This is a genomic window from Pseudomonas sp. FBCC-B1565 (genome assembly GCF_059133265.1).
In genome coordinates, this window is record NZ_CP101438.1 from 6,584,740 (window position 1) to 6,606,329 (window position 21,590).

General features: G+C 61.1%; 21 protein-coding genes. 10 read left to right on the forward strand and 11 right to left on the reverse strand.

Annotation, left to right across the window (positions count from 1 at the left end; translation table 11 throughout):
- Positions 1-21: 21 nt before the first annotated feature.
- The 5 genes from NL123_RS30285 to NL123_RS30305 all read right to left on the reverse strand — a co-directional run bounded on the left by NL123_RS30285 (position 22) and on the right by NL123_RS30305 (position 4,702).
- Positions 22-2,064, reverse strand: a complete 2,043-nt coding sequence (locus tag NL123_RS30285) for a GGDEF domain-containing protein (protein WP_494356950.1) — start codon at positions 2,062-2,064, stop codon at positions 22-24.
- Complete coding sequence (locus tag NL123_RS30290) at positions 2,061-2,939, reverse strand: endonuclease/exonuclease/phosphatase family protein (protein ID WP_058424434.1); 879 nt, start codon at positions 2,937-2,939, stop codon at positions 2,061-2,063. Before NL123_RS30290 ends, NL123_RS30285 begins: the two co-directional genes overlap by 4 nt.
- Positions 2,940-2,949: 10 nt before the next feature.
- Positions 2,950-3,585: a thiol:disulfide interchange protein DsbA gene (gene dsbA / locus NL123_RS30295; RefSeq protein WP_033899253.1), complete on the reverse strand. Its 636-nt coding sequence runs from the start codon at positions 3,583-3,585 to the stop codon at positions 2,950-2,952.
- Between the two features lie 168 nt (positions 3,586-3,753).
- Complete coding sequence (locus NL123_RS30300; protein WP_058424433.1) at positions 3,754-4,365, reverse strand: c-type cytochrome; 612 nt, start codon at positions 4,363-4,365, stop codon at positions 3,754-3,756.
- A gap of 34 nt (positions 4,366-4,399) precedes the next feature.
- Complete coding sequence (locus tag NL123_RS30305) at positions 4,400-4,702, reverse strand: c-type cytochrome (protein WP_248485570.1); 303 nt, start codon at positions 4,700-4,702, stop codon at positions 4,400-4,402.
- A 192-nt stretch (positions 4,703-4,894) separates the two neighbouring features.
- Here NL123_RS30305 and yihA point away from each other — a divergent pair, with 192 nt between their 5' ends.
- A complete protein-coding gene (yihA, locus tag NL123_RS30310) occupies positions 4,895-5,536 on the forward strand; it encodes a ribosome biogenesis GTP-binding protein YihA/YsxC (protein ID WP_494356951.1) in 642 nt (213 codons plus the stop codon).
- 269 nt (positions 5,537-5,805) lie between these two features.
- On the opposite strand, the gene polA is transcribed toward yihA, so the two are convergent.
- The gene (polA, locus tag NL123_RS30315; protein ID WP_494356952.1) at positions 5,806-8,583 is read right to left on the reverse strand and encodes a DNA polymerase I; all 2,778 of its coding nucleotides are present in this window, start codon (positions 8,581-8,583) and stop codon (positions 5,806-5,808) included.
- A gap of 74 nt (positions 8,584-8,657) precedes the next feature.
- Here polA and NL123_RS30320 point away from each other — a divergent pair, with 74 nt between their 5' ends.
- Positions 8,658-8,948, forward strand: a complete 291-nt coding sequence (locus NL123_RS30320) for a DUF2782 domain-containing protein (protein WP_494356953.1) — start codon at positions 8,658-8,660, stop codon at positions 8,946-8,948.
- 56 nt (positions 8,949-9,004) lie between these two features.
- Positions 9,005-9,958 carry a homoserine kinase gene (locus NL123_RS30325; RefSeq protein WP_494356954.1) on the forward strand — a complete coding sequence of 318 codons (954 nt, stop codon included), beginning with the start codon at positions 9,005-9,007 and terminating at the stop codon, positions 9,956-9,958.
- A gap of 127 nt (positions 9,959-10,085) precedes the next feature.
- Here NL123_RS30325 and NL123_RS30330 read toward each other — a convergent pair whose 3' ends face one another.
- Positions 10,086-11,015 carry a zinc ABC transporter substrate-binding protein gene (locus NL123_RS30330; protein WP_494356955.1) on the reverse strand — a complete coding sequence of 310 codons (930 nt, stop codon included), beginning with the start codon at positions 11,013-11,015 and terminating at the stop codon, positions 10,086-10,088.
- Between the two features lie 58 nt (positions 11,016-11,073).
- Between NL123_RS30330 and NL123_RS30335 the strand changes: the two genes are divergently transcribed.
- Genes NL123_RS30335 through NL123_RS30350 form a run of 4 tightly spaced genes read left to right on the forward strand, consistent with a single transcriptional unit; the run spans position 11,074 to position 13,879 of the window.
- A complete protein-coding gene (locus NL123_RS30335; RefSeq protein ID WP_025854323.1) occupies positions 11,074-11,556 on the forward strand; it encodes a Fur family transcriptional regulator in 483 nt (160 codons plus the stop codon).
- Positions 11,556-12,341 (forward strand): zinc ABC transporter ATP-binding protein ZnuC, encoded by a 786-nt coding sequence (znuC, locus tag NL123_RS30340; RefSeq protein ID WP_058424427.1) that lies wholly within the window; start codon positions 11,556-11,558, stop codon positions 12,339-12,341. The genes NL123_RS30335 and znuC overlap by 1 nt, the downstream gene beginning before the upstream one ends.
- Positions 12,334-13,122 (forward strand): zinc ABC transporter permease subunit ZnuB, encoded by a 789-nt coding sequence (gene znuB / locus NL123_RS30345; RefSeq protein WP_248485566.1) that lies wholly within the window; start codon positions 12,334-12,336, stop codon positions 13,120-13,122. The genes znuC and znuB overlap by 8 nt, the downstream gene beginning before the upstream one ends.
- A gap of 37 nt (positions 13,123-13,159) precedes the next feature.
- Complete coding sequence (locus tag NL123_RS30350) at positions 13,160-13,879, forward strand: PA5502 family lipoprotein (protein WP_071490943.1); 720 nt, start codon at positions 13,160-13,162, stop codon at positions 13,877-13,879.
- Between the two features lie 102 nt (positions 13,880-13,981).
- Here NL123_RS30350 and katE read toward each other — a convergent pair whose 3' ends face one another.
- Positions 13,982-16,111, reverse strand: coding sequence for a catalase HPII (gene katE, locus NL123_RS30355; RefSeq protein WP_248485564.1), 2,130 nt, complete (start codon positions 16,109-16,111; stop codon positions 13,982-13,984).
- Between the two features lie 228 nt (positions 16,112-16,339).
- On the opposite strand from katE, the gene NL123_RS30360 reads away from it, so the two are divergent.
- The 3 genes from NL123_RS30360 to NL123_RS30370 are packed head-to-tail and all read left to right on the forward strand — an operon-like array spanning position 16,340 to position 18,843.
- Positions 16,340-17,347 (forward strand): methionine ABC transporter ATP-binding protein, encoded by a 1,008-nt coding sequence (locus NL123_RS30360; protein WP_494356956.1) that lies wholly within the window; start codon positions 16,340-16,342, stop codon positions 17,345-17,347.
- Positions 17,347-18,021, forward strand: a complete 675-nt coding sequence (locus tag NL123_RS30365) for a methionine ABC transporter permease (RefSeq protein ID WP_010207814.1) — start codon at positions 17,347-17,349, stop codon at positions 18,019-18,021. The genes NL123_RS30360 and NL123_RS30365 overlap by 1 nt, the downstream gene beginning before the upstream one ends.
- Before the next feature lie 51 nt (positions 18,022-18,072).
- Positions 18,073-18,843 carry a MetQ/NlpA family ABC transporter substrate-binding protein gene (locus NL123_RS30370; protein WP_092241435.1) on the forward strand — a complete coding sequence of 257 codons (771 nt, stop codon included), beginning with the start codon at positions 18,073-18,075 and terminating at the stop codon, positions 18,841-18,843.
- A gap of 143 nt (positions 18,844-18,986) precedes the next feature.
- Here the strand turns inward: NL123_RS30370 and NL123_RS30375 are convergent, their stop codons facing one another.
- From NL123_RS30375 to NL123_RS30385, 3 genes are read right to left on the reverse strand one after another with little or no spacing between them, the layout of a single operon-like run.
- Positions 18,987-19,622, reverse strand: a complete 636-nt coding sequence (locus NL123_RS30375) for an SCO family protein (protein ID WP_248485561.1) — start codon at positions 19,620-19,622, stop codon at positions 18,987-18,989.
- Positions 19,619-20,518, reverse strand: coding sequence for a heme o synthase (cyoE, locus tag NL123_RS30380; protein ID WP_071494776.1), 900 nt, complete (start codon positions 20,516-20,518; stop codon positions 19,619-19,621). Before cyoE ends, NL123_RS30375 begins: the two co-directional genes overlap by 4 nt.
- Positions 20,506-21,585 carry a COX15/CtaA family protein gene (locus NL123_RS30385; RefSeq protein ID WP_494356957.1) on the reverse strand — a complete coding sequence of 360 codons (1,080 nt, stop codon included), beginning with the start codon at positions 21,583-21,585 and terminating at the stop codon, positions 20,506-20,508. The genes cyoE and NL123_RS30385 overlap by 13 nt, the downstream gene beginning before the upstream one ends.
- Positions 21,586-21,590: the final 5 nt, after the last annotated feature.

Here is a 21,590-nt window from a genome sequence, read left to right on the forward strand (position 1 = left end):
AATCACAAAATGGAACATCTTTCAGGCGGCCTGCACCTGGTTTCGCCCGGCGGCCTTGGCCCGATACAACGCTTCGTCGGCACGCTTGAGCGCAAGATCACTGCGCTCTCCCAGCTGGAACTGCGCCACGCCCATGGACACGGTGATCGTCACCGGCTCGCCCTTGAAGTGAAACGGGCACGCTTCAATCGCCGCACGCAACACCTCGCCCACGGCCAGGGCATCCGCCAGGGATGAGTCGGGCATCAGCAAGACAAACTCTTCACCACCAAAGCGCGCGATAAAGTCGGTCGGGCGCAGGCGCTTGCGCAGCACGTTGGCGATGATCTTCAGCACCTTGTCGCCGGCGAGGTGGCCGTAGCCATCGTTGATACGCTTGAAGTGATCCAGGTCCAGCATCGCCAACGACAGGTTGTTGCCGTGCTGGTGCCAGGTGTTTACCTCATAATCGAGGCGCTCGCTCCAGGCGGCACGATTGGGCAGGCCCGTGAGCGGATCGATCAACGCCTTCTGGCGCTGCACCTCCAGGTGCTCGCGATAGCCCTGGGCTTCCTGCTCCATGTTGGCAACCCGCTCAGCCAGACCTTTGAGGCGTGCCGCCGTCTCCTGCTCGCGCAGGTCGCGCTGCTGCTGATGCTCATCCATGGTACCGAGCAGGCCCTCAAGGTGACTTTCCAACACGTGCTTGAGGCTGTCCAGGTCGGCAGCTTCCTGCACGCTGCTTTGCAGGCCATCGACCTGTTCGCGGATCTGTGTGTCCAGCTCACGGGCGGCGGAGCGGCTGTCGGCATGCCCCTCGCTGGCGACTTGCAAGTGACCCTGAAACGCCTCGAGCCGTTCGTTGAGCTGCTTGAGGTAAGCCTCGAACTCATGCTGGCCGCTGTCGGTGATCGCCAGCATCAAGATTGCCAGATCGTCGAGGATCGGCAGCAGTTCGTACCAGTTCAAACCATGGGCCAGGCGCTCGCGCATGGCTTCGGCCTGGGGTCGGTGACGTTCGGGCAACGAGAGTTCTTCGAGCAGGCCGAGCAGAGTGTCTTCGATGTGCTTGGCCACGGAGCTGTAGGACGGTTCTGGCGAGTCGGGCAGGGCATAGGCTCCATCCGCTTGCAATTCGTCAGGATCAAGCTCTTCTAGCACCGGTGGAAGCGACAAGCTGCCAATGGTGGTCTCATCCGGGGTCTCGACCTGAACTTCAGGCGTTTCGATTAAGGCTGCGAGGGCGCTTTCCGGTGCGGGTTCTTCGTCTTGAGGCTTGGGCTCGACACGCGCTCCGGGTGTTTCAATAGCGTCGGCTCGAGGCGGGGTTTCATAGACGAAGGTTTCGCTGGAGGGCTCGGCCTCCTGGGCGGGGGCTACGGGCTCGATGACAGGAGCGACCGTTTCTTGAGGCTGCGGCGCAAAGGCACGCAACGCTTGCGTCAGTTCCTCGGATTGCTCGGACGGCTGTGGCTCGACAGCGACTGGCTTGGCTGCCGCAGGCTGCGGGGCCGGTCGGGGTGTCGATTCGTCTGCCACCGCCTCGTTCGCAACTTCCTTGGCACCGAACAGGCGCTGCAAAAGCCCAGGCCCTGGTCGCGCAGCTTCGCCGTCCGGCTCCAGGTTGTTCAGCGCCTGGCCTTGCAGGCCGCTCAACTCGCTGAGCAACAGCGGGATCTCTCGCGCCTGGCCGACGCGGCCGTCCAACTGCTTGGCGAACGTCTTCAGCGGCCGGGCCACCTCACGGGGCAACGGAAGTTTCTGTAGTTGCGTGACCAGCGACGTCAGCGCGGTGCTGATCTGGTCGACCCGGGTTTCGCGGCGCTGCTCGGAGTCCAGCACAGCTTTTTCCAGGCGCGGCAGCAAGGCAGCGAGGGCGGCGTCCATGTCATCGGTACGGACAACGTCGCGCATTTCCTTCATGCATTGGTCGACTGCGCGATCAGTGCCCTCAGCCGCCAGCGTGCTGCGCACCAGTCCACGGCGCAGCAGGTCGAGACGGGCAGCCCAGCGACGTTCGAGTTTCTCTTGTTGCTCGATGCTCTTGAGGTATTTCTCTTTCCAGCGCTGGGCGTCGTCGCTCATGCAAGGGGTCCGCGGGGGCCTGGGCTCAACGCGGGTAATGCATCAGCCGTGAGCGAACCCGGCAGACGAATCTCTACCGCGACCGGCAGGTGATCGGAGATGGGCTGCGCCAGCACCTGCACGCTCTCGAGTGTGAGGGTAGGACTGAGCAGGATATGGTCTAGACAGCGTTGCGGGCGCCAGCTGGGAAACGTGGCTTCAGCTTGCGGTGCCAGTAGCCCGAGGTCGCGCAACGGAGAATTCTGCAACAGGTCGCTGGCGTGGGTATTCATGTCCCCCATCAGCACCTGGTGTTTGTAATTGCCAATAAGCTCGCGGATGTAAGCCAGTTGCATCGTGCGAGTACGCGCACCCAGTGCCAGGTGCATCATCACGACCACCAAGGCCTCCGGGCCTTCGCCAAAGCGCACGAGGATCGCACCCCGCCCCTTGGGTCCGGGTAACGGGTGATCTTCGATGACTGAGGGCTTCAAGCGACTGAGCACACCATTGCTGTGCTGCGCCAGGCGCCCGAGGTTACGGTTGAGCTGCTGATACCAGTAGGGGAAGGCACCCAGCTGGGCCAGGTGTTCCACCTGGTTGATATAGCCGGAGCGCATGCTGCCGCCATCAGCTTCCTGCAGGGCGACCAGGTCGAAGTCGTTCAGCAGGTTGCCGATTTTTTGCAAGTTGCCAGCACGCCCGTTGTGGGGCAGCAGGTGCTGCCAGCCACGGGTGAGGTAATGCCGATACTTCTCGGTACTGATGCCTACCTGGATATTGAAGCTGAGCAGGCGCAGACGACTGTCTGCCGGCAGGCCCGTGGACTCCAGGTGATGTTCGTTGACCTGCGGATCATGCAGGCCAACCACACGTTCGGTACCCCAGCGGCGCATGACGGGCCCCTTACTTGGCTGCGCGCTCTTTGGCGATCAGTTGGTCGGCCACATTGAGGGTCTGCTCAGGACCACCGGAAGTGCCCAGGTCGAAACGGTACTTGCCGTTGACGATCATGGTTGGAACGCCTTGCACACCGTACTTCTGCGCCAGCTCCTTGGCCTGCTTGATCTGGCCCTGGATGGCGAAGGAGTTGAAGGTGGCCAGGAACTTGTCCTTGTCGACACCCTGGGTGGCCACGAAGTCAGCCATTTCGTCAGGCTTGGTCAGGCGCTTGCCTTGCTTCTGGATCGCGTCGAAAACCGCGTTGTGGACCTTGTGCTCCACACCCATGGCTTCCAGGGTCAGGAACAGTTGGCCGTGGGCATCCCATGGACCGCCGAACATGGCCGGGATGCGCTTGAAGTTCACGTCCTTGGGCAGCTTTTCAACCCATGGGTTGATGGTCGGTTCAAAAGCGTAGCAATGCGGGCAGCCATACCAGAACAGCTCCACCACTTCGATCTTGCCAGGCTCGGAAACCGGAACCGGGTTGGCCAATTCAACGTAGGTCTTACCGGCTTCAAGCGGCACGTCGGCAGCTTGTGCGGTCATGCCGAAGAGGCTGGCAGTGACGAGAGCGGCGCTGAGGATCAGATTACGCATGCTTTACTCCTGGACAAATAAAGTCGCCTCACGCGACCTTTGTTGTGACAGGTCTACGCGGGCATGAGTTCGTTAGTGTAACGGCACCGGCCACAAAAAAGGGCGGCCTGGGCCACCCTTTTTATGCTTGCATCACGGGATTAATCGAGTGTTAACGTTGCGTGCACCTCAGTGCAGGCCCTGGATGTAGCTGGAGACCGCCGCAATGTCCTCGTCACTCAGCTTGCGCGCGATGGTGCGCATGATCGCTGCGTCGCCATCGTTTGTGCGCCCGGCCTCTTCCTTGCGGAAATCAGTCAGCTGCTTGGCGATGTAGGTGGCGTGCTGGCCACTCAAGTGCGGGAAGCCGGCAGCGGCGATGCCCGCGCCATTGGGCGAATGGCAGCCGGTGCAGGCAGGCAGGCCTTTGTCCAGGTCACCGCCGCGGAATAGTTTCTCGCCGCGGGCCACCAGTTTCGGATCAGCAGCTCCCACACTGCCTTTCTGGCTGGCAAAATACGCCGCGATGTCTGCCAGGTCCTGATCGCTGAGGTTGGTCAACAAGCCGGTCATTTCCAGGACCGTGCGCTTGCCGGACTTGATATCCTGCATCTGCTTGGTCAAGTAACGCTCGCCCTGGCCGGCCAGTTTGGGGAAGTTCGGCGCCGGGCTGTTACCATCCGGTCCATGGCAAGCACCACATACGGCGGCTTTCGCCTGGCCCGCTGTAGCGTCGCCTGCAGCATGGGCAACACCGGTGATGCCCAAGGTCAACAGCAGACTCACGATCAGTTTGTTCATCAGCTAATCCAACTACGGCTAAGGGGTTTAAGAGTTATCTACCGGGTTTACTCACCATCAATTCAATGATGGCCTGGTAATCCTCAGTACTGCAGTCCATGCACAAACCACGCGGCGGCATTGCCTTGAAACCCTGGGTCACGTGTTGCACCAGCGTGTCCATGCCCTGCGCCAGTCTTGGCGCCCAGGCTGCCTGGTCACCCCGTCTGGGGGCGTTGGGCAACTGGCCGGCATGGCAAGCCACGCAAACTCGGTTGTACACCGCTTCCGGATCCTGTGTAGCCTGAGCGCCGCAAAGCGGGACCAGGACACCGATAGCGAGCAACCACCTGGTCATACGTCGACCATTTCAGGGTTTGAGAGCGTTTTGCGTTCTAATGCGCAATAAAGGTCTATCGCTCCCGTGAACTTCATCCTTCGCTGGGACAAAGCACACACAAAATCTGCGGCATTATATACTGGCGCTACTGAAACGGAAACGACACCGCTTGCCGCACCCTTTCTCGGCACCGCCCACATCGGAAATCTCATGCAACTCAAGAATCCCATCCTCGGCCTGTGCCAACAGTCCACGTTCATGCTCAGCGCCGCCAAAGTTGACCAATGCCCCGATGACGAAGGCTTTGAAGTCGCCTTTGCCGGTCGTTCCAACGCCGGTAAGTCCAGCGCACTGAACACCCTGACTCACGCCAGCCTGGCACGCACCTCGAAAACCCCGGGCCGCACGCAACTCCTCAATTTCTTCAAGCTAGACGATGATCGGCGTCTGGTCGACCTGCCGGGCTACGGTTACGCAAAAGTACCTATCCCGTTGAAGCTGCACTGGCAGCGTCACCTGGAGGCTTACCTGGGTGGCCGGGAGAGTTTGAAAGGTTTGATTCTGATGATGGACATCCGCCATCCGATGACCGATTTCGACCTGTTGATGCTCGATTGGACGGTCGCCAGCGGCATGCCGATGCATATCCTGTTGACCAAGGCAGACAAGCTCACCTACGGCGCGGCCAAGAACACCTTGCTCAAAGTGCAGTCCGAAATCCGTAAAGGCTGGGGCGACGCGATCACTATCCAGCTGTTCTCGGCACCAAAGCGCATGGGCCTGGAAGAGGCTTACACCGTGCTGGCTGGCTGGATGGAATTGGCGGACAAGGGCGCGGAACTCGCGGAATAACTTTTCTGCAGGCAAAAAAAACCCCGGACTTCGTATGGGGAGGGGAAGTTCGGGGTTCAAGTTCCGGACCGCTAGGGCGGGGTCCAGATATCTGCCAACACTTAACACAACATAGGAGCATTGAAGGGCTTCACCACCCATTCAGTAACTCTGAGTAGCAGTTCACGGGTTAAGTTCCGGCAGGCCAGAAAAACTATTTGAAATAACCGACAGTGATTTCCGCACTAAAGCACTCTGCCACCACTCAACGCGATGGCAGAGCCCGCAAATCAGTGCGCTTCATCCCAGTTATTGCCCACACCCACTTCCACCAGCAGCGGTACGTCCAGCTTCGCAGCCGCACTCATGTGCTCGCGAATCTTCTCGCTGACCTGCGCCACCAAGTCCTCACGCACCTCCAGTACCAATTCATCGTGCACCTGCAGGATCACCTTGGCATCCAGGCCCGAATCCGTCAGCCAGTTGTCCACCAGCACCATGGCTTTCTTGATGATATCTGCGGCAGTGCCCTGCATCGGCGCGTTGATCGCGGTGCGCTCAGCGGCCGCGCGCTCCTGGGGCTTGTTGGAGTTGATGTCGGGCAAGTACAGGCGGCGGCCGAAGAAGGTTTCCACGTAACCCTGGTCTGCCGCCTGGGCGCGGGTGCGCTCCATGTACTCGCGAACCCCGGGATAACGGGCGAAATACACATCGATGTAGGCCTTGGCCGTCTTGGTATCGACGCCAATATCCTTGCCCAGCTTCTGCGCGCCCATGCCGTAGATCAGACCGAAGTTGATCGCCTTGGCACTGCGGCGCTGGTCGGAGGTGACCTCGCCCAGCTCAACCTTGAACACCTCGGCGGCCGTGGCGGTGTGCACGTCCAGGTTGTGACGGAAGGCGTTCATCAAGCCTTCGTCCTTGGACAGGTGCGCCATGATCCTCAGCTCGATCTGCGAATAGTCCGCCGCCAGCAGCTTATAGCCGTTGGGCGCGACAAACGCCTGGCGAATCCGCCGCCCTTCGGCGGTGCGCACCGGGATGTTTTGCAGATTCGGATCACTGGAAGACAAGCGGCCGGTCGCCGCCACCGCCTGGTGATAGGAGGTGTGGATACGCCCTGTGCGCGGGTTGATCTGTTCCGGCAGGCGGTCGGTGTAGGTGCTTTTCAGCTTGCTCATGCTGCGGTACTGCATCAGCACCTTGGGCAACGGGTAGTCATCTTCAGCCAACTTGGCCAGCACTTCTTCGGCGGTGGACGCCTGGCCCTTGCCGGTTTTTTTCAGTACCGGCAGGCCGAGTTTTTCGTAAAGAATCGCGCCGAGCTGCTTGGGCGAGCCCAGGTTGAATTCTTCACCGGCAATCTCGAACGCCTGACGCTCCAGCTCGACCATCTTGTTGCCCAGCTCGATGCTCTGGACACCTAGCAGGTCCTTGTCCACCAGCGCACCCTGACGCTCGATACGGGCCAACACCGATACCAATGGAATCTCGATATCCGTGAGTACACTCGCCAGGCTCGGGATGGCCGTCAGCTGTGCAAACAACGCCTGGTGCAGACGCAAGGTCACATCGGCATCTTCGGCCGCATAAGGGCCGGCCTGCTCCAGGGCGATCTGGTCGAAGGTCAACTGCTTGGCGCCCCTGCCGGCGATGTCCTGGAAGGCGACGGTGTCGTAGTCCAGGTACTTCTTGGCCAGGCTGTCCATGTCATGGCGGGTTGCCGTGGAGTTCAGCACATAGGATTCAAGCATGGTGTCGAACGCGATGCCGCGCACGGTGATGCCCTGCGCCGGGTCGCCACCGATGGCGCAGTTGGCCAGGATGTTCATGTCGAACTTGGCGTGCTGACCGACCTTGAGCTTGGTCGGGTCTTCCAGCAGCGGTTTCAGGGCCAGCAGCACAGTGTCGCGGTCCAACTGCTCCGGCGCGCCGATGTAGGAATGGGTCAGCGGGATGTAGGCCGCCTCATGGGCCTGCACAGCGAAGGAGACGCCGACCAACTGCGCCTGCTGGGCATCGATACCGGTGGTTTCGGTGTCGAAGGCGAACAACTTCGCGTCGTTGAGCTTCTTCAACCAGATGTCGAACGTCGCCTGGTCGAGGATGGTGGTGTAGAGGGTCTCTGCCGGTGCTGCCGCCTCAACAGCTTCCTCGGCAACCGGCGCAGCCTTGAGCTCCAAACGCTTGGCGTCGCGCTGGATCTCATCAATCCAGCTCTTGAACTCCAGCAACGTGTACAACTCCAGCAGCTTCTCGCGATCCGGCTCGGTCAGGTGCAGATCATCCAGGCCAACATCCAACGGCACATCACACTTGATCGTCGCCAACTGGTAGGAAAGAAAAGCACTCTCCCGATGCTCTTCCAGCTTGGCCGGCAGCGTCTTGGCGCCACGGATAGGCAAGGTCGGCACGATATCCAGCTGCTCATAAAGCTCTTTGATGCCGCCGTTCACGCCGACCAGCAAGCCGGAAGCAGTCTTCGGGCCAATGCCCGGAACGCCCGGTATGTTGTCGGACGAATCGCCCATCAGCGCCAGATAGTCGATGATCTGCTCGGGAGCGACACCGAATTTCTCCTTCACGCCCTCGATGTCCATCGCGCTACCGGTCATGGTGTTGACCAAGGTAATGTGCCCGTCGACCAGTTGCGCCATGTCCTTGTCGCCGGTGGAGATCACCACCGGGCGGTCAGCCGCCGCACTGCTGCGCGCCAGGGTGCCGATCACGTCATCGGCCTCGACGCCTTCGACGCACAGCAACGGGAAGCCCAGTGCGATCACACTCTGGTGCAACGGCTCGATTTGCACGCGCATGTCATCGGGCATGCTCGGGCGGTTGGCCTTGTATTCGGCGTACATATCATCGCGAAAGGTCCCACCCTTGGCGTCGAACACCACCGCGAAGGGGCTACCCGGGTACTGCTTGCGCAGGCTCTTGAGCATGTTCAACACGCCCTTGACCGCGCCGGTAGGCAGGCCTTTAGAGGTGGTCAGCGGTGGCAACGCATGGAAGGCGCGGTACAGATAGGAAGAACCGTCCACCAGGACGAGGGGTGCTTGGCTCATGAGCAGAATCAACCTTTTCGGCGGGTCAGGCGCTAGAATAGCCGGACCAATGACGACAAAGGGACAAGGTTATCATGCGTACATTCAATCGCCTGCTGTTGACTGGCTTGATTGCACTCACTCCGATGGCTGCCAGGGCGGCGGACAGCGCGCCTTCGGGTGATCCGGAAGTGACCATTCGCACGGAAGGCGACAGAACTATCCAGGAATATCGCCAAAACGGTTTCCTGTACGCGATCAAGGTAACTGTAAAAGGCGCGCCGCCGTATTTCCTGGTGCGCGCGGACGGAACCGATGCGAACTTCATCCGTTCTGACCAGCCGGATATGCTGATCCCGTCATGGAAGATCTTCGAATGGAAATGATTTCTTAACTTCAATTGGCGCCGCACACCGCGGCGCCCGTACTGGCAGTTTTAACCATGTCTGTGTTCACCCCCCTGGCTCGGCCTGAGCTGGAAACCTTTCTCGCCCCATACGGCCTCGGCCGCCTGATCGACTTCCAGGGGATTGCCGCCGGTAGCGAAAACACCAATTTCTTTGTCAGCCTGGAGCAGGGTGAGTTCGTCCTGACCCTGGTCGAGCGTGGCCCGGTTGCGGAAATGCCGTTCTTCATCGAACTGCTCGACGTGCTCCACGACGCCGACCTGCCGGTGCCTTACGCCCTGCGCACCACCGATGGCGTGGCCTTGCGCGAACTCAAAGGCAAACCGGCGCTGCTGCAACCGCGCCTGGCCGGCAAGCACATCAAGGATGCCAACGCCCAGCATTGCGCCCAGGTCGGCGACCTGCTGGGCCATCTGCACCTGGCCACGCAGGGCGAGAAAGTCCTCGAACGCAAGACCGATCGTGGCCTGGACTGGATGCTCAGTGAAGGTGCGCAACTGATTTCGCACCTGAACGCCGCACAGCAGCGCCTGCTGCAAGATGCCCTGACCGAGATCGCAGCGCACAAGGCCGAAATCCTCGCCCTGCCACGCGCCAACGTGCACGCCGACCTGTTCCGCGACAACGCGATGTTCGAAGGCACGCACCTCACCGGCCTGATCGACTTCTACAACGCCTGCTCCGGCCCGATGTTGTACGACGTGGCAATCGCCCTGAATGACTGGTGCTCGGACGCCGATGGGGTGCTTGATGGTCAACGCGCCCGGGCATTGCTGGGGGCGTATGCGGGGCTGCGGCCGTTTACCGCGAAAGAGGCAGAACTGTGGCCGACGATGTTGCGCGTGGCCTGTGTGCGGTTCTGGCTGTCACGCTTGATCGCCGCTGAGTCGTTTGCCGGGCAGGATGTGTTGATCCATGACCCGGCGGAGTTCGAACATCGGCTGGTGCAGCGTCAGCAGGTCACCGTGCAACTGCCATTTGCCCTCTAAAGACCTGTGAGATCAAAAAATGTGGGAGGGGGCTTGCCCCCGATTGCAGTGAATCAGTCGAAATATTAGTGACTGACACACCGCCATCGGGGGCAAGCCCCCTCCCACATTTGGTCGTCGTTTGCTGTCAGAGTGACTCCAGGCAACCCGCCAGATCGTTGCCCAACTTATCCAGCACCTGCTCATAACCCTGAGCCGTGGCCGGCGTGTAACCCCCCAGCGCATCCAACTCCGCCAACTTCACCGGCAACCCGGCCACCAGCGTTTCAGCCAGGCGCGGACGCAACGGCGGTTCACTGAACACACACGTCTTGCCCACTTCCTGCAAACGGGTGCGCATCGCCGCCACATGCTGGGCGCCCGGCTGGACCTCGGCGGCCACGCTGAACACACCGGCATGCTTGAGCCCATAAGCGTCTTCGAAATAATCGAAGGCTTCGTGGAACACGAAGTAAGGCTTGCCATCGATCGGCGCAAGGCGGGCTTTCAGGCGAGCATCCAGGGCATCCAGACGCTCGTCGAAGGTTTTCACGTTGCTCTGGTAACGCGCGGCGTTGGCAGGGTCGGCGGCGGCCAGGTCAGTCGCCATACGTGCTGCAATCACACGCGCATTGACGGTCGACAGCCACAGGTGCGCATCGAGGCTGCCTGGACGGTGATCGTGATCATGCGCGTCGGCTTCATCGGCGTGTGAGTGGCTATCTTCGGCAAAACGACGCAACTTCATGCCTGGCAGATCCTGCACCGCCACAGTTGCAGCCGCACGACCTTTCAGCACACGGGGCAGGAAACTCTCCATATCCGGGCCGATCCAGTACAGCAGGTCAACCGACTGCACACGCCGTACGTCGGATGGACGCAACGCATAGTTATGCGGCGACGCGCCGGGTGGCAACAGCACCTCCGGAACCGCCACACCGTCCTGTACAGCCGCTGCGATCAACTGCAACGGCTTGATGCTGGTCAACACCTTGACCTCGGCCTGAGCGGCGCCAGTAATGAACAAACTGGTGACAAATACGACAAAAACGGGAAAAAGTCGGGACACGATGACCACTCAATGGCGTAGGAACGGGTAACATAATAACGTCTCTATCAAATATCTGTCGCCGCTCATGCCTAAAACACCGCTTGCCAGCCGTCCCCACGACCACTCTCACTGCGTGCATACCGCGCTGTCGGAGGCCGACACCCTGTGCACACAGAAGGGTCTGCGCCTGACCGCACTGCGTCGCCGCGTGCTGGAATTGGTGTGGCAGAGCCACAAGCCGCTGGGCGCCTACGACATTCTCGGCGTGCTCAGCGAGCAGGACGGCCGCCGCGCCGCGCCGCCTACCGTGTACCGCGCGCTGGATTTCCTGCTGGAAAACGGCCTGGTGCACCGAATCGCCTCGCTGAACGCCTTCGTCGGCTGCAGCCACCCGGAACACGCACACCAGGGCCAGTTCCTGATCTGCCGCGAGTGCCACGCCGCCATCGAGCTTGAACAAAAAAGCATCAGCGACGCCATCATCAAAAGTTCTGCCGAGGTCGGCTTCCGGGTCGAAGGGCAAACGGTCGAAGTGGTCGGCCTGTGCTCGGGCTGCCAGGGGGCTTGATGAGCAACGCGTTAATCCGCCTGGAACAGGTCGGGGTCACGTTCGCCGGGCAAAACGTGCTGGATAACATCGCACTGAGCGTGGAACCGGGGCAGATCGTTACCCTGATCGGCCCCAACGGCGCCGGCAAGACCACCCTGGTGCGCGCCGTGCTGGGCCTGCTCAAGCCCGACACCGGCAGTGTGTGGCGCAAGCCCAGGCTGCGTGTTGGCTACATGCCGCAGAAACTGCATGTGGATCCGACCCTGCCATTGTCCGTCCTGCGTTTCCTGCGCCTGGTGCCTGGCGTGGACCGTGCACGCGCCCAGGCTGCGCTCAAGGAAGTCGGTGCCGAACAGGTGATCGACAGCCCAGTGCAAAGCATTTCCGGCGGCGAAATGCAGCGCGTGCTGCTGGCGCGCGCCCTGCTGCGCGAGCCGGAGTTGCTGGTGCTGGATGAGCCCGTGCAGGGCGTCGACGTCGCCGGCCAGGCCGAGCTGTACAGCCTCATCACCCGCCTGCGCGACCGTCATGGTTGCGGTGTGCTGATGGTATCCCACGATTTGCACCTGGTGATGAGCACCACCGATCAGGTGGTGTGCCTCAACCGCCACGTGTGCTGCTCGGGCCATCCGGAACAGGTCAGCGGCGACCCGGCGTTCGTCGAGCTGTTCGGCAAGAACGCCCAGAGCCTGGCGATCTACCACCATCATCATGACCACGCCCACGATCTGCACGGCGCCGTCGTCGATGACCCCGCCGCCCCTCACACCCACGTTCATGGAGATAGCTGCAAGCATGGCTGATTTTCTGCTCTACGCCCTGCTGGCAGGCTTGGCTTTGGCGTTGGTGGCGGGCCCATTGGGCTCGTTTGTGGTCTGGCGGCGCATGGCCTATTTTGGCGACACCTTGTCGCACGCCGCGTTGCTGGGCGTGGCCCTGGGCTTTCTGTTGGATGTCAGCCCGACCATCGCCGTGACAGTCGGCTGCCTGTTGTTGGCGGTACTGCTGGTGACCCTGCAACAGCGCCAGCCCCTGGCCTCCGACACCTTGCTCGGCATCCTGGCGCCAAGCACCCTGTCCCTGGGCCTGGTGGTGCTGAGCTTCATGCATGAAGTGCGCATCGACTTGATGGCCTACCTGTTCGGCGACCTGCTGGCGATCAGCCCCGGCGACCTTGCCTGGATCCTCGGCGGCAGCGCGGCTGTACTGGTGCTGCTGGTCGCCCTGTGGCGCCCGCTGCTGGCGATTACCGTGCATGAAGAACTGGCTACGGTAGAAGGCTTGCCCGTGCCGGCCCTGCGCATGGCCCTGATGTTATTGATCGCCGTGGTGATCGCTGTCGCGATGAAGATTGTCGGCGTATTGTTGATCACGTCGCTGCTGATCATTCCCGCGGCCGCTGCCCAGCGCCACGCCCGCTCACCGGAGCAGATGGCGGTGGGCGCCAGCCTGCTGGGGATGCTCGCTGTGTGCGGGGGCCTGGCGTTGTCCTGGTTCAAGGACACGCCGGCCGGGCCGTCGATTGTGGTCACGGCCGCCGCCCTGTTTCTGCTGAGTTTTGTCCTGCCCCGTCGAGGGGTGTAGACTTGCTCGCTTTTTGCGCAAATAGAGAGTCGCAGGAATGAAGCCGTTCACCTCCCGTTATCTGCTCCTTGCCGCATTTTCCCTGCTGCTGGGCGCCTGTCAAAGCACACCGCCCGCCGTCCCAGAGGCCCCGGACGCACGCGCTGCGGCCATCGCACAGCTGGAACAAAACCTGGCCAGCAGCGAACTGGCCACCGCAGAAGACCAGCTAGCGGCGCTGCAAGCCCAGTCGCCCAACGACCCGGCGCTGGAAACCTACCAGCGGCAATTGGCTGAAGCCTACTTGCAACGCAGCCAGATCGTGCTGCAAAAGGGCGACGTAAACGCTGCGGCGACCGCCCTGAGCCGTGCCCGCGCCCTGATGCCCAAGGCACCCGCGCTGACCGGTGGCGTCAACAGCGCCATCAGCCATGCGCGCAAGGCCGAACTGGACAAAGCCGAAGCCGACCTGAAAGCCGCCGAGGCCAAGCCCGCCGCCAAGGTCATCGACCCCACGGCACCCAGCACCACCGTGGCACTGAACCTCACCAACATCGAAGAGCTGCGCCATCAGCTGGATGCGATTGCCACCGATGTGGTGAATTACCAGTGCGATGTAAGCATCCAGGCGCCGCGCACAGAGGATTACCCATGGCTGGCCACGTTGCTGACCAAACGGGTGAAGCGAATTGATTCGGGGTATGACCTGAAGATTCACCGGCAGATTCTGAAGAAGATTCCGGCGCAGGTTGTGCTGATTCCGCGCAAGGCGGAATAAAACCATCGGGGGAAAGCCCCCTCCCACACTTTTAATGTATTCACAGCTCAAAATGTGGGAGGGGGCTTGCCCCCGATGACAATCTAACAAACAACCAAAGACTTAAGCCGGAATCGCCTTGGCCTTCGCCTCACGATCCCACACCCGATGCTGCCCAATCGCGGCAAAGAACGCCTTGAACGCCTTAGCGTCCGCGCCCACGATCAACCCCGCATCCGCCTCAAGCTTCAGCAGATCCAACAGAGGCTTGGCATCACTGGCCACGGCAATCGCCTTCAGGTGCTTGTACGCCTCCAGCACGTAATGCAGCGCCACCCCATCGCCACTCAGCGCCTTCACCGAATCTTTCCCGCCAGGGATGAACACTGCATCAAACGCAACCGACGGCAGGCCTTCCATCGATGCATCCACCGGCAGGCTCTTGCCATCGGCCGTCTTCACCGGCGCCGAGGTCGGCCCCAGCAGCTTGGCATGCGCACCTTCGGCCTGCAGCGCCTTCTTCAATGCAGCAATCGCCGCCCCGTCCACCCCGTTGGCTGCCAGGATCGCCACCTTGCGGGTCTTGATATCGCCCGGCAGCAAATTCGCCTGGCTCAGCGCAGGCGAACGCTCCGGCTGGGTTTTACGTACCGGCACCGTGCCTTTGGTCGGCGCGGGCAGCCCCAGGTTCTGCGCCACGCGTTTGGCCAGTTCAAGGTCGATATTAGCCAGGATCTCGTTGACCTGACGCGCACGGATAAACTCGCGCTCGACCTTGCCCAGCTCAAAGCTGTAGGCAGCAATGATGTGCTCCTGCTCGTGCTTGCTCATGCTGTGGAAGAACAGACGCGCCTGGGAGAAGTGATCGCCGAACGACTCGCTGCGCTCACGGATCTTGTGCGCGTCGATACGCTCAGGGTAGGACTCAAAACCGCCATCCTGCGCAGCCGGTGGGGTTTCTTTCGGCCAGCCGCCATCGATGGAGTTCGGCTCATAAGCGGCGCGCCCTTTATCGATGGTGCTGCGGTGCATGGCATCGCGCTGGTTGTTATGCAGCGGCGTCACAGGCTGGTTGATCGGCAACTGGTGAAAATTCGGCCCGCCGAGTCGGCTGATTTGCGTATCGGTGTAGGAAAACAACCGACCTTGCAGCAGTGGGTCATTGGAGAAGTCGATACCCGGCACGATATGGCCTGGGCAGAACGCCACCTGCTCGACTTCAGCGAAGAAGTTGTCCGGGTTGCGGTTGAGCACCATCTTACCCAGCGGCGTGATCGGCACCAGTTCCTCAGGAATCAGCTTGGTCGGGTCGAGGATATCGAAGTCGAACGCATGCTCCTTGTCCTCGGGAATCACCTGTACGCCCAACTCCCACTCGGGGTAGTCGCCCATCTCAATGGCTTCCCAGAGGTCGCGGCGGTGGTAGTCGGTATCTTTACCGGCCAACTTTTGCGCTTCGTCCCACACCAGCGAGCAGGTACCGGCTGTAGGGCGCCAGTGGAATTTGACGAAGTTGGATTTGCCTTCGGCGTTTACCAGGCGAAAGGTGTGCACGCCGAAACCCTGCATGCTGCGCAGGCTTTTTGGAATGGCGCGGTCAGACATCGCCCAGATCACCATGTGCGCCGATTCAGGCTGCAACGAGACGAAGTCCCAGAACGTATCGTGCGCCGAGCCGCCTGTAGGGATTTCATTGTGCGGCTCGGGCTTCACGGCGTGCACGAAGTCAGGAAACTTGATCGCGTCCTGAATGAAAAACACCGGCATGTTGTTGCCCACCAGATCGAAGTTGCCTTCTTCGGTGAAGAACTTCACGGCAAAACCGCGCACGTCACGTACGGTGTCACCCGAACCACGCGGGCCTTGCACGGTGGAAAAACGCGTGAAGACCGGCGTTTTATGCCCAGGGTTACGCAGGAACCCGGCCTTGGTCAGCGCCGAATGGTTCTCGTAAGTCTGAAAATAGCCATGGGCGCCAGTACCACGGGCATGCACGATGCGCTCCGGGATACGCTCATGGTCAAAGTGCGTGATTTTTTCACGCATGATGAAATCTTCGAGCAGCGACGGCCCGCGTGCGCCGACCTTCAAGCTGTTCTGGTTGTCGGAGATCTTCACACCCTGGTTGGTACGCAGGGCCTGGCCGGTAGCGTCGGAGCGGAATTCTTCCAAAGACTCTAGCTTGGCATTGGTGTTCTTACGGTCCAGGGTGTCGGTCCCTGCGAGTTCGCTCTTTGGCTTTTTCGTACTCATCAGTCAAAACTCCTTATTCAGACCCAGGCACGGCACCCGGGAATCGCATTGCTTAAGTAGTGACTGATGGGGTTTTGGGCCGTTCCTTTTTTATGACCTTTGATCGCGTTATTGCCAAATCGCTGGTTGAATGCGAAATAAATGCTAAGAAACGCTATACGGACAGGCTAAAATGCGCGCCCGGCTAACCGCTGATCCCTTTTCCATGCGCCCCACAAGGTTCGCTACGTGATCGAGTTTCAAAACGTCCATAAAACCTACCGCGTCGCCGGTAGGGATATTCCCGCACTGCACGCCACCAGCCTGAGTGTTGCAAACGGCCAGGTGTTCGGCCTGATCGGCCACTCCGGTGCGGGTAAAAGCACCCTGCTGCGCCTGATCAACCGCCTCGAGGAACCGAGCGGTGGCAAGATCACGGTAGACGGCGAAGAAGTCACCGCCCTGGACGCCAACGGTCTGCGCCGCTTCCGTCAGCAGGTCGGGATGATCTTCCAGCACTTCAACCTGCTGGCCTCCAAGACCGTGGCCGACAACGTGGCACTGCCGCTGACCCTGGCCGGCGAACTGTCGCGCAAGGACATCGACCTGCGCGTCGCAGAACTGCTCGCCCGCGTCGGCCTGTCGGACCACGCCAAAAAGTATCCGGCGCAGTTGTCCGGTGGCCAGAAACAACGCGTCGGCATCGCCCGCGCCCTGGCGACCAAACCAAAGATCCTGCTGTGCGACGAAGCCACCAGCGCCCTTGACCCGCAGACCACCGCCTCGGTATTGCAACTGCTGGCCGAGATCAACCGCGAGTTGAAGCTCACCATCGTGCTGATCACCCATGAAATGGACGTGATCCGCCGCGTCTGCGACCAGGTGGCGGTGATGGACGCTGGCGTGATCGTCGAGCAAGGCTCGGTGGCCGATGTGTTCCTGCACCCCAAGCACGCGACGACCAAGCGCTTCGTGCAAGAGTCCGAGCAGGTCGACGAAAACGAGCAGCGCGACGACTTCGCCCACGTGCCAGGCCGTATCGTGCGCCTGACGTTCCAGGGCGAAGCGACCTACGCGCCGCTGCTGGGCACCGTCGCCCGCGAAACAGGCGTGGACTACAGCATCCTCGCCGGTCGTATCGACCGCATCAAAGACATCCCTTACGGGCAATTGACCCTCGCCGTCACCGGTGGAGACATGGAAGCCGCGTTTGCGCGCTTCACCGCCGCTGATGTCCACATGGAGATCCTGCGCTAATGGACGTCCTGTTGAGTTTCTTCGCCAATATCGACTGGTCCGAAATCTGGCTGGCCACCGGCGACACCATGACCATGCTGTTCGGCTCGCTGTTCTTCACCGTGGTGCTGGGCCTGCCCCTGGGCGTGCTGCTGTTCCTGACCAGCCCGCGCCAACTGTTCGAACAGAAAGGCCTGTACGCGCTGCTGTCGCTGATCGTGAATATCCTGCGCTCGCTGCCGTTCATCATCCTGCTGATCGTGATGATCCCGTTCACCGTGCTGATCACCGGCACTTCGCTGGGCGTGGCCGGTGCGATTCCGCCACTGGTGGTGGGCGCGACCCCGTTCTTTGCACGCCTGGTGGAAACCGCGCTGCGCGAAGTGGACCGCGGCATCATCGAAGCCACCCAGTCCATGGGCGCCAGCACGCGCCAGATCATCACCAACGCCTTGCTGCCCGAAGCCCGCCCGGGCATTTTCGCGGCGATCACGGTGACGGCGATTACACTGGTGTCCTACACGGCCATGGCCGGTGTGGTGGGTGCCGGTGGCCTGGGCGACCTGGCGATCCGTTTCGGTTACCAGCGTTTCCAGACTGACGTGATGGTGGTCACAGTGGTGATGCTGTTGATCCTGGTGCAAATTCTGCAAACCGTCGGCGACAAGCTGGTGGTGCACTTTTCTCGAAAATAACGGCCATTGCCGGTGACATGCCGGCACATGCCCGAACAAGGAGCTTGTTGGATGAAAAAACTACTGGTTGCTTTCGCCGCCGTTGCCGCGTTTTCCGCCCACGCCGAGACCATCACGGTCGCCGCTTCGCCGGTCCCACACGCGGAAATCCTCGAATTCGTGAAGCCTGCCCTCGCCAAAGAAGGCGTGGACCTGCAGGTCAAAGTCTTCACCGACTACGTGCAGCCGAACGTACAGGTCGCGGAAAAGCGCCTGGACGCCAACTTCTTCCAACACCAGCCGTACCTGGATGAATTCAATAAAGCCAAGGGCACTCACCTGGTGAGCGTTGGCGCGGTGCACCTGGAGCCTCTGGGCGCGTACTCCAGCAAGTACAAGAAGCTGGACGAGCTGCCTAGCGGTGCCAACGTGGTGATCCCCAACGACGCCACCAACGGTGGTCGCGCACTGTTGCTGCTGGCCAAGAACGGCCTGATCACCTTGAAGGACCCGACCAATATCCTGTCGACCATCAAGGACATCACCGCCAACCCTAAAGGCCTGAAATTCCGCGAGCTGGAAGCCGCTACCCTGCCGCGCGTACTGACCCAGGTCGACTTGGCGCTGATCAACACCAACTACGCGCTGGAAGCCAAGCTGGACCCGTCCAAGGATGCGCTGGTGATCGAGGGCAGCGACTCGCCTTACGTGAACATCCTGGTGACCCGCGAAGACAACAAGGACTCGGACGCCGTGAAGAAGCTGGTTGCAGCCCTGCACACGCCTGAAGTGAAGCAATTCATCGAAGAGAAGTACAAAGGCGCGATCAAGCCGGCGTTCTGATGTAACCCGATCTCCCAAGTACTGGAGATCAAAAAATGTGGGAGGGGGCTTGCCCCCGATTGCTGAGTGTCAGTCACTGCTTTGGTGGCTGACCCACTGCTATCGGGGGCAAGCCCCCTCCCACATTTGTTATGTGTCGCCTGTTATTGACGCTGCAGCAACGCTGGCAACTGCGCCACCAGCTTCTGGTTGTTCAGCGGCGCACGAATAAACCCACGCTGCGTTCCATCCGGCCCGATCAGCGCCAGGTTGCCGCTGTGGTCGACGGTGTAGTTCGGCTTACTGGTGTCCGCCGGAATAAACGGGATGCTCACCGCATTCGAGACCTTCTGCACCTCCTCCACATTCGCGCCCGTCAGGCCCTGGAACTGCGGGTCGAAGTAGCCCAGGTACTGCTTGAGCTGGGTCGACGTATCGCGGTTCGGGTCCACACTGACCAAAATCACCTGCAACTTATCCACAGCCTCTTTAGGCAGCTCGCTCTTGATCTGGCGCAGCTGGGCGAGGGTAGTCGGGCAGATGTCCGGGCAGAAGGTGTAGCCGAAGAACAACAGGCTCCACTTGCCTTTCAATTCATTGACCAGCACTGGCTGGCCGTCCTGGTTGGTCATGGTCACCGGCGGCAGTTGACGACTTTGCGGCAGCAGGATGATGCCGGCGTCGATCAAGGCAGTGGGGTCGCCCTGGCCCTTGCCCGAGAGCACTTTGTTAACGGTCAGGCCCATGATCAATGCCACCAGGGCCACCAGGATGAAGACAGTCTTTTGAGTTCGAGTCATAGGTTCAACAGTAGGTAGTGGTCTACGAGCAGGGCGATAAACAGCAGCAGCAGGTACCAGATAGAGTACTTGAAGGTGTTGATCGCCGCGTGCGGCCGACCGCCACGGTACAACACCCAGGCCCATTGCAGAAAGCGCCCGCCCAATACCAGGGCGCAGCCGAGGTACAGCAGGCCGCTCATGTGGATCACGTAGGGCATCAGGCTCACCGCCAGCAGGGCGAAGGTGTAGAGCAGGATGTGCACCTTGGTGTAGTGCTCGCCGTGGGTAACCGGCAGCATCGGGATATCGGCCTTGGCGTATTCTTCCTTGCGATGGATGGCCAAGGCCCAGAAGTGTGGCGGGGTCCAGGCGAAGATGATCAGCACCAACAGCAGGGGCTCGGCGCTGATATGCCCGGTCACGGCGACCCAGCCCAACAGAGGCGGCGCAGCCCCGGCCAAGCCGCCGATGACAATATTCTGCGGGGTCGCACGCTTGAGAAAGCCGGTGTAGATCACTGCATAGCCGAGCAGCGAGGCCAGCGTCAGCCAAGCCGCCAGAGGGTTGGTAAACGCCAGCAGCAGAGCCAACCCTGCAACAGCCAGAAACAAAGCAAAGGCCAGCGCCGCCAGCGGCGACACACGGCCTTGCGCCAACGGCCGCTTGTGGGTGCGCGCCATCACCGCATCGATCCGCCGATCCACCACATGATTCACCGCCGCCGCGCCACCGGCACACAGGGCAATCCCCAGGTTGCCAAACACCAGTACGGTCCACGGCACACCGGCGCGGGTCGCCAGGAACATCCCCACCAGCGAGGTGATGAGCATCAGCACCACCACCTTCGGCTTGGTCAGCTCCAGATAATCACGCCAGATGGCCTGACCGTGACGCGCGCCGATCAAGGTCGCCATGGCATCTCTCCTTTAAGGGTAACGAGGCCCGATACGTGCTTGCGCGGGATAAAGCGCCAGCCGAACGGCAGCTGGTTGCGCACCCGGACCAGGCTGGTGCGGGCGTGGTAGTTGACCAGTACCAGCGTGAGCAACAACGCCGCACCGCCCGCGTTATGGCCCACTGCAACCGGCAGCGGCAGATGGAAATACACATTGCTCAGGCCCAGGCAGATTTGCGCCGCCAGGGCGATCAGCAGCAAGCCAGCCAACCGCGTCATGCCGACCGCGCGCAATTGCCAGGCAAGCCCCAGCAGCACCAGGCTGACGATCACGGCACCGATGCGGTGGGTCAGGTGGATGGCGGTGCGCGCTTCGCTGTCCAACTGCCCACCGAGGTAATTGGGGCCGATGTGTTGGGTGAGATGGAAGCCATTGGCAAAATCGGCTGCCGGCCACCACTCGCCATGACAGGTCGGCAAATCGATACAGGCCACCGCCGCATAGTTCGAACTGACCCAGCCGCCCAATGCAATCTGGCCGATCACCAGCACCAGGCCTGCCGTCGCCCAATATTGCAGGCGCTTGGGCACGATCAAGGCGGGCAATACGCCGGACAAACGCAGGGTCAGCAAGAACAGCAGGCTCAAGGTCGCAAAACCACCCAGCAAATGCCCCGTCACCACCTGCGGCCATAGCTTCAATGTCACCGTCCACATGCCAAATGCCGCCTGGGCGAACACCACCGCCAGCACGAACAGCGGCAGTTTCACCGGCTGGCCCGGATTGCGCCGATGGCTCCACGAGCGCGCCGCCAGCAACACAATCAACAAGCCCAAGGTGCCGGCGAAGTAGCGATGCGTCATCTCGGCCCAGCCCTTGTCGGCCTCCACCGGTGTATCGGGGAAATGCAGCTCGGCATGGGCCAACTGGGCTTCGGTGTTGGGCACGCTGATAAAGCCGTAGCAGCCGGGCCAATCCGGGCACCCCAGGCCGGCGTGGGTCAGGCGGGTATACGCCCCCAGCAGCACGACAATCAGCGCCAGCAAGGTCGCAAACAACGCGAGGCGAAATCCAGGTTTGGCCATGACGA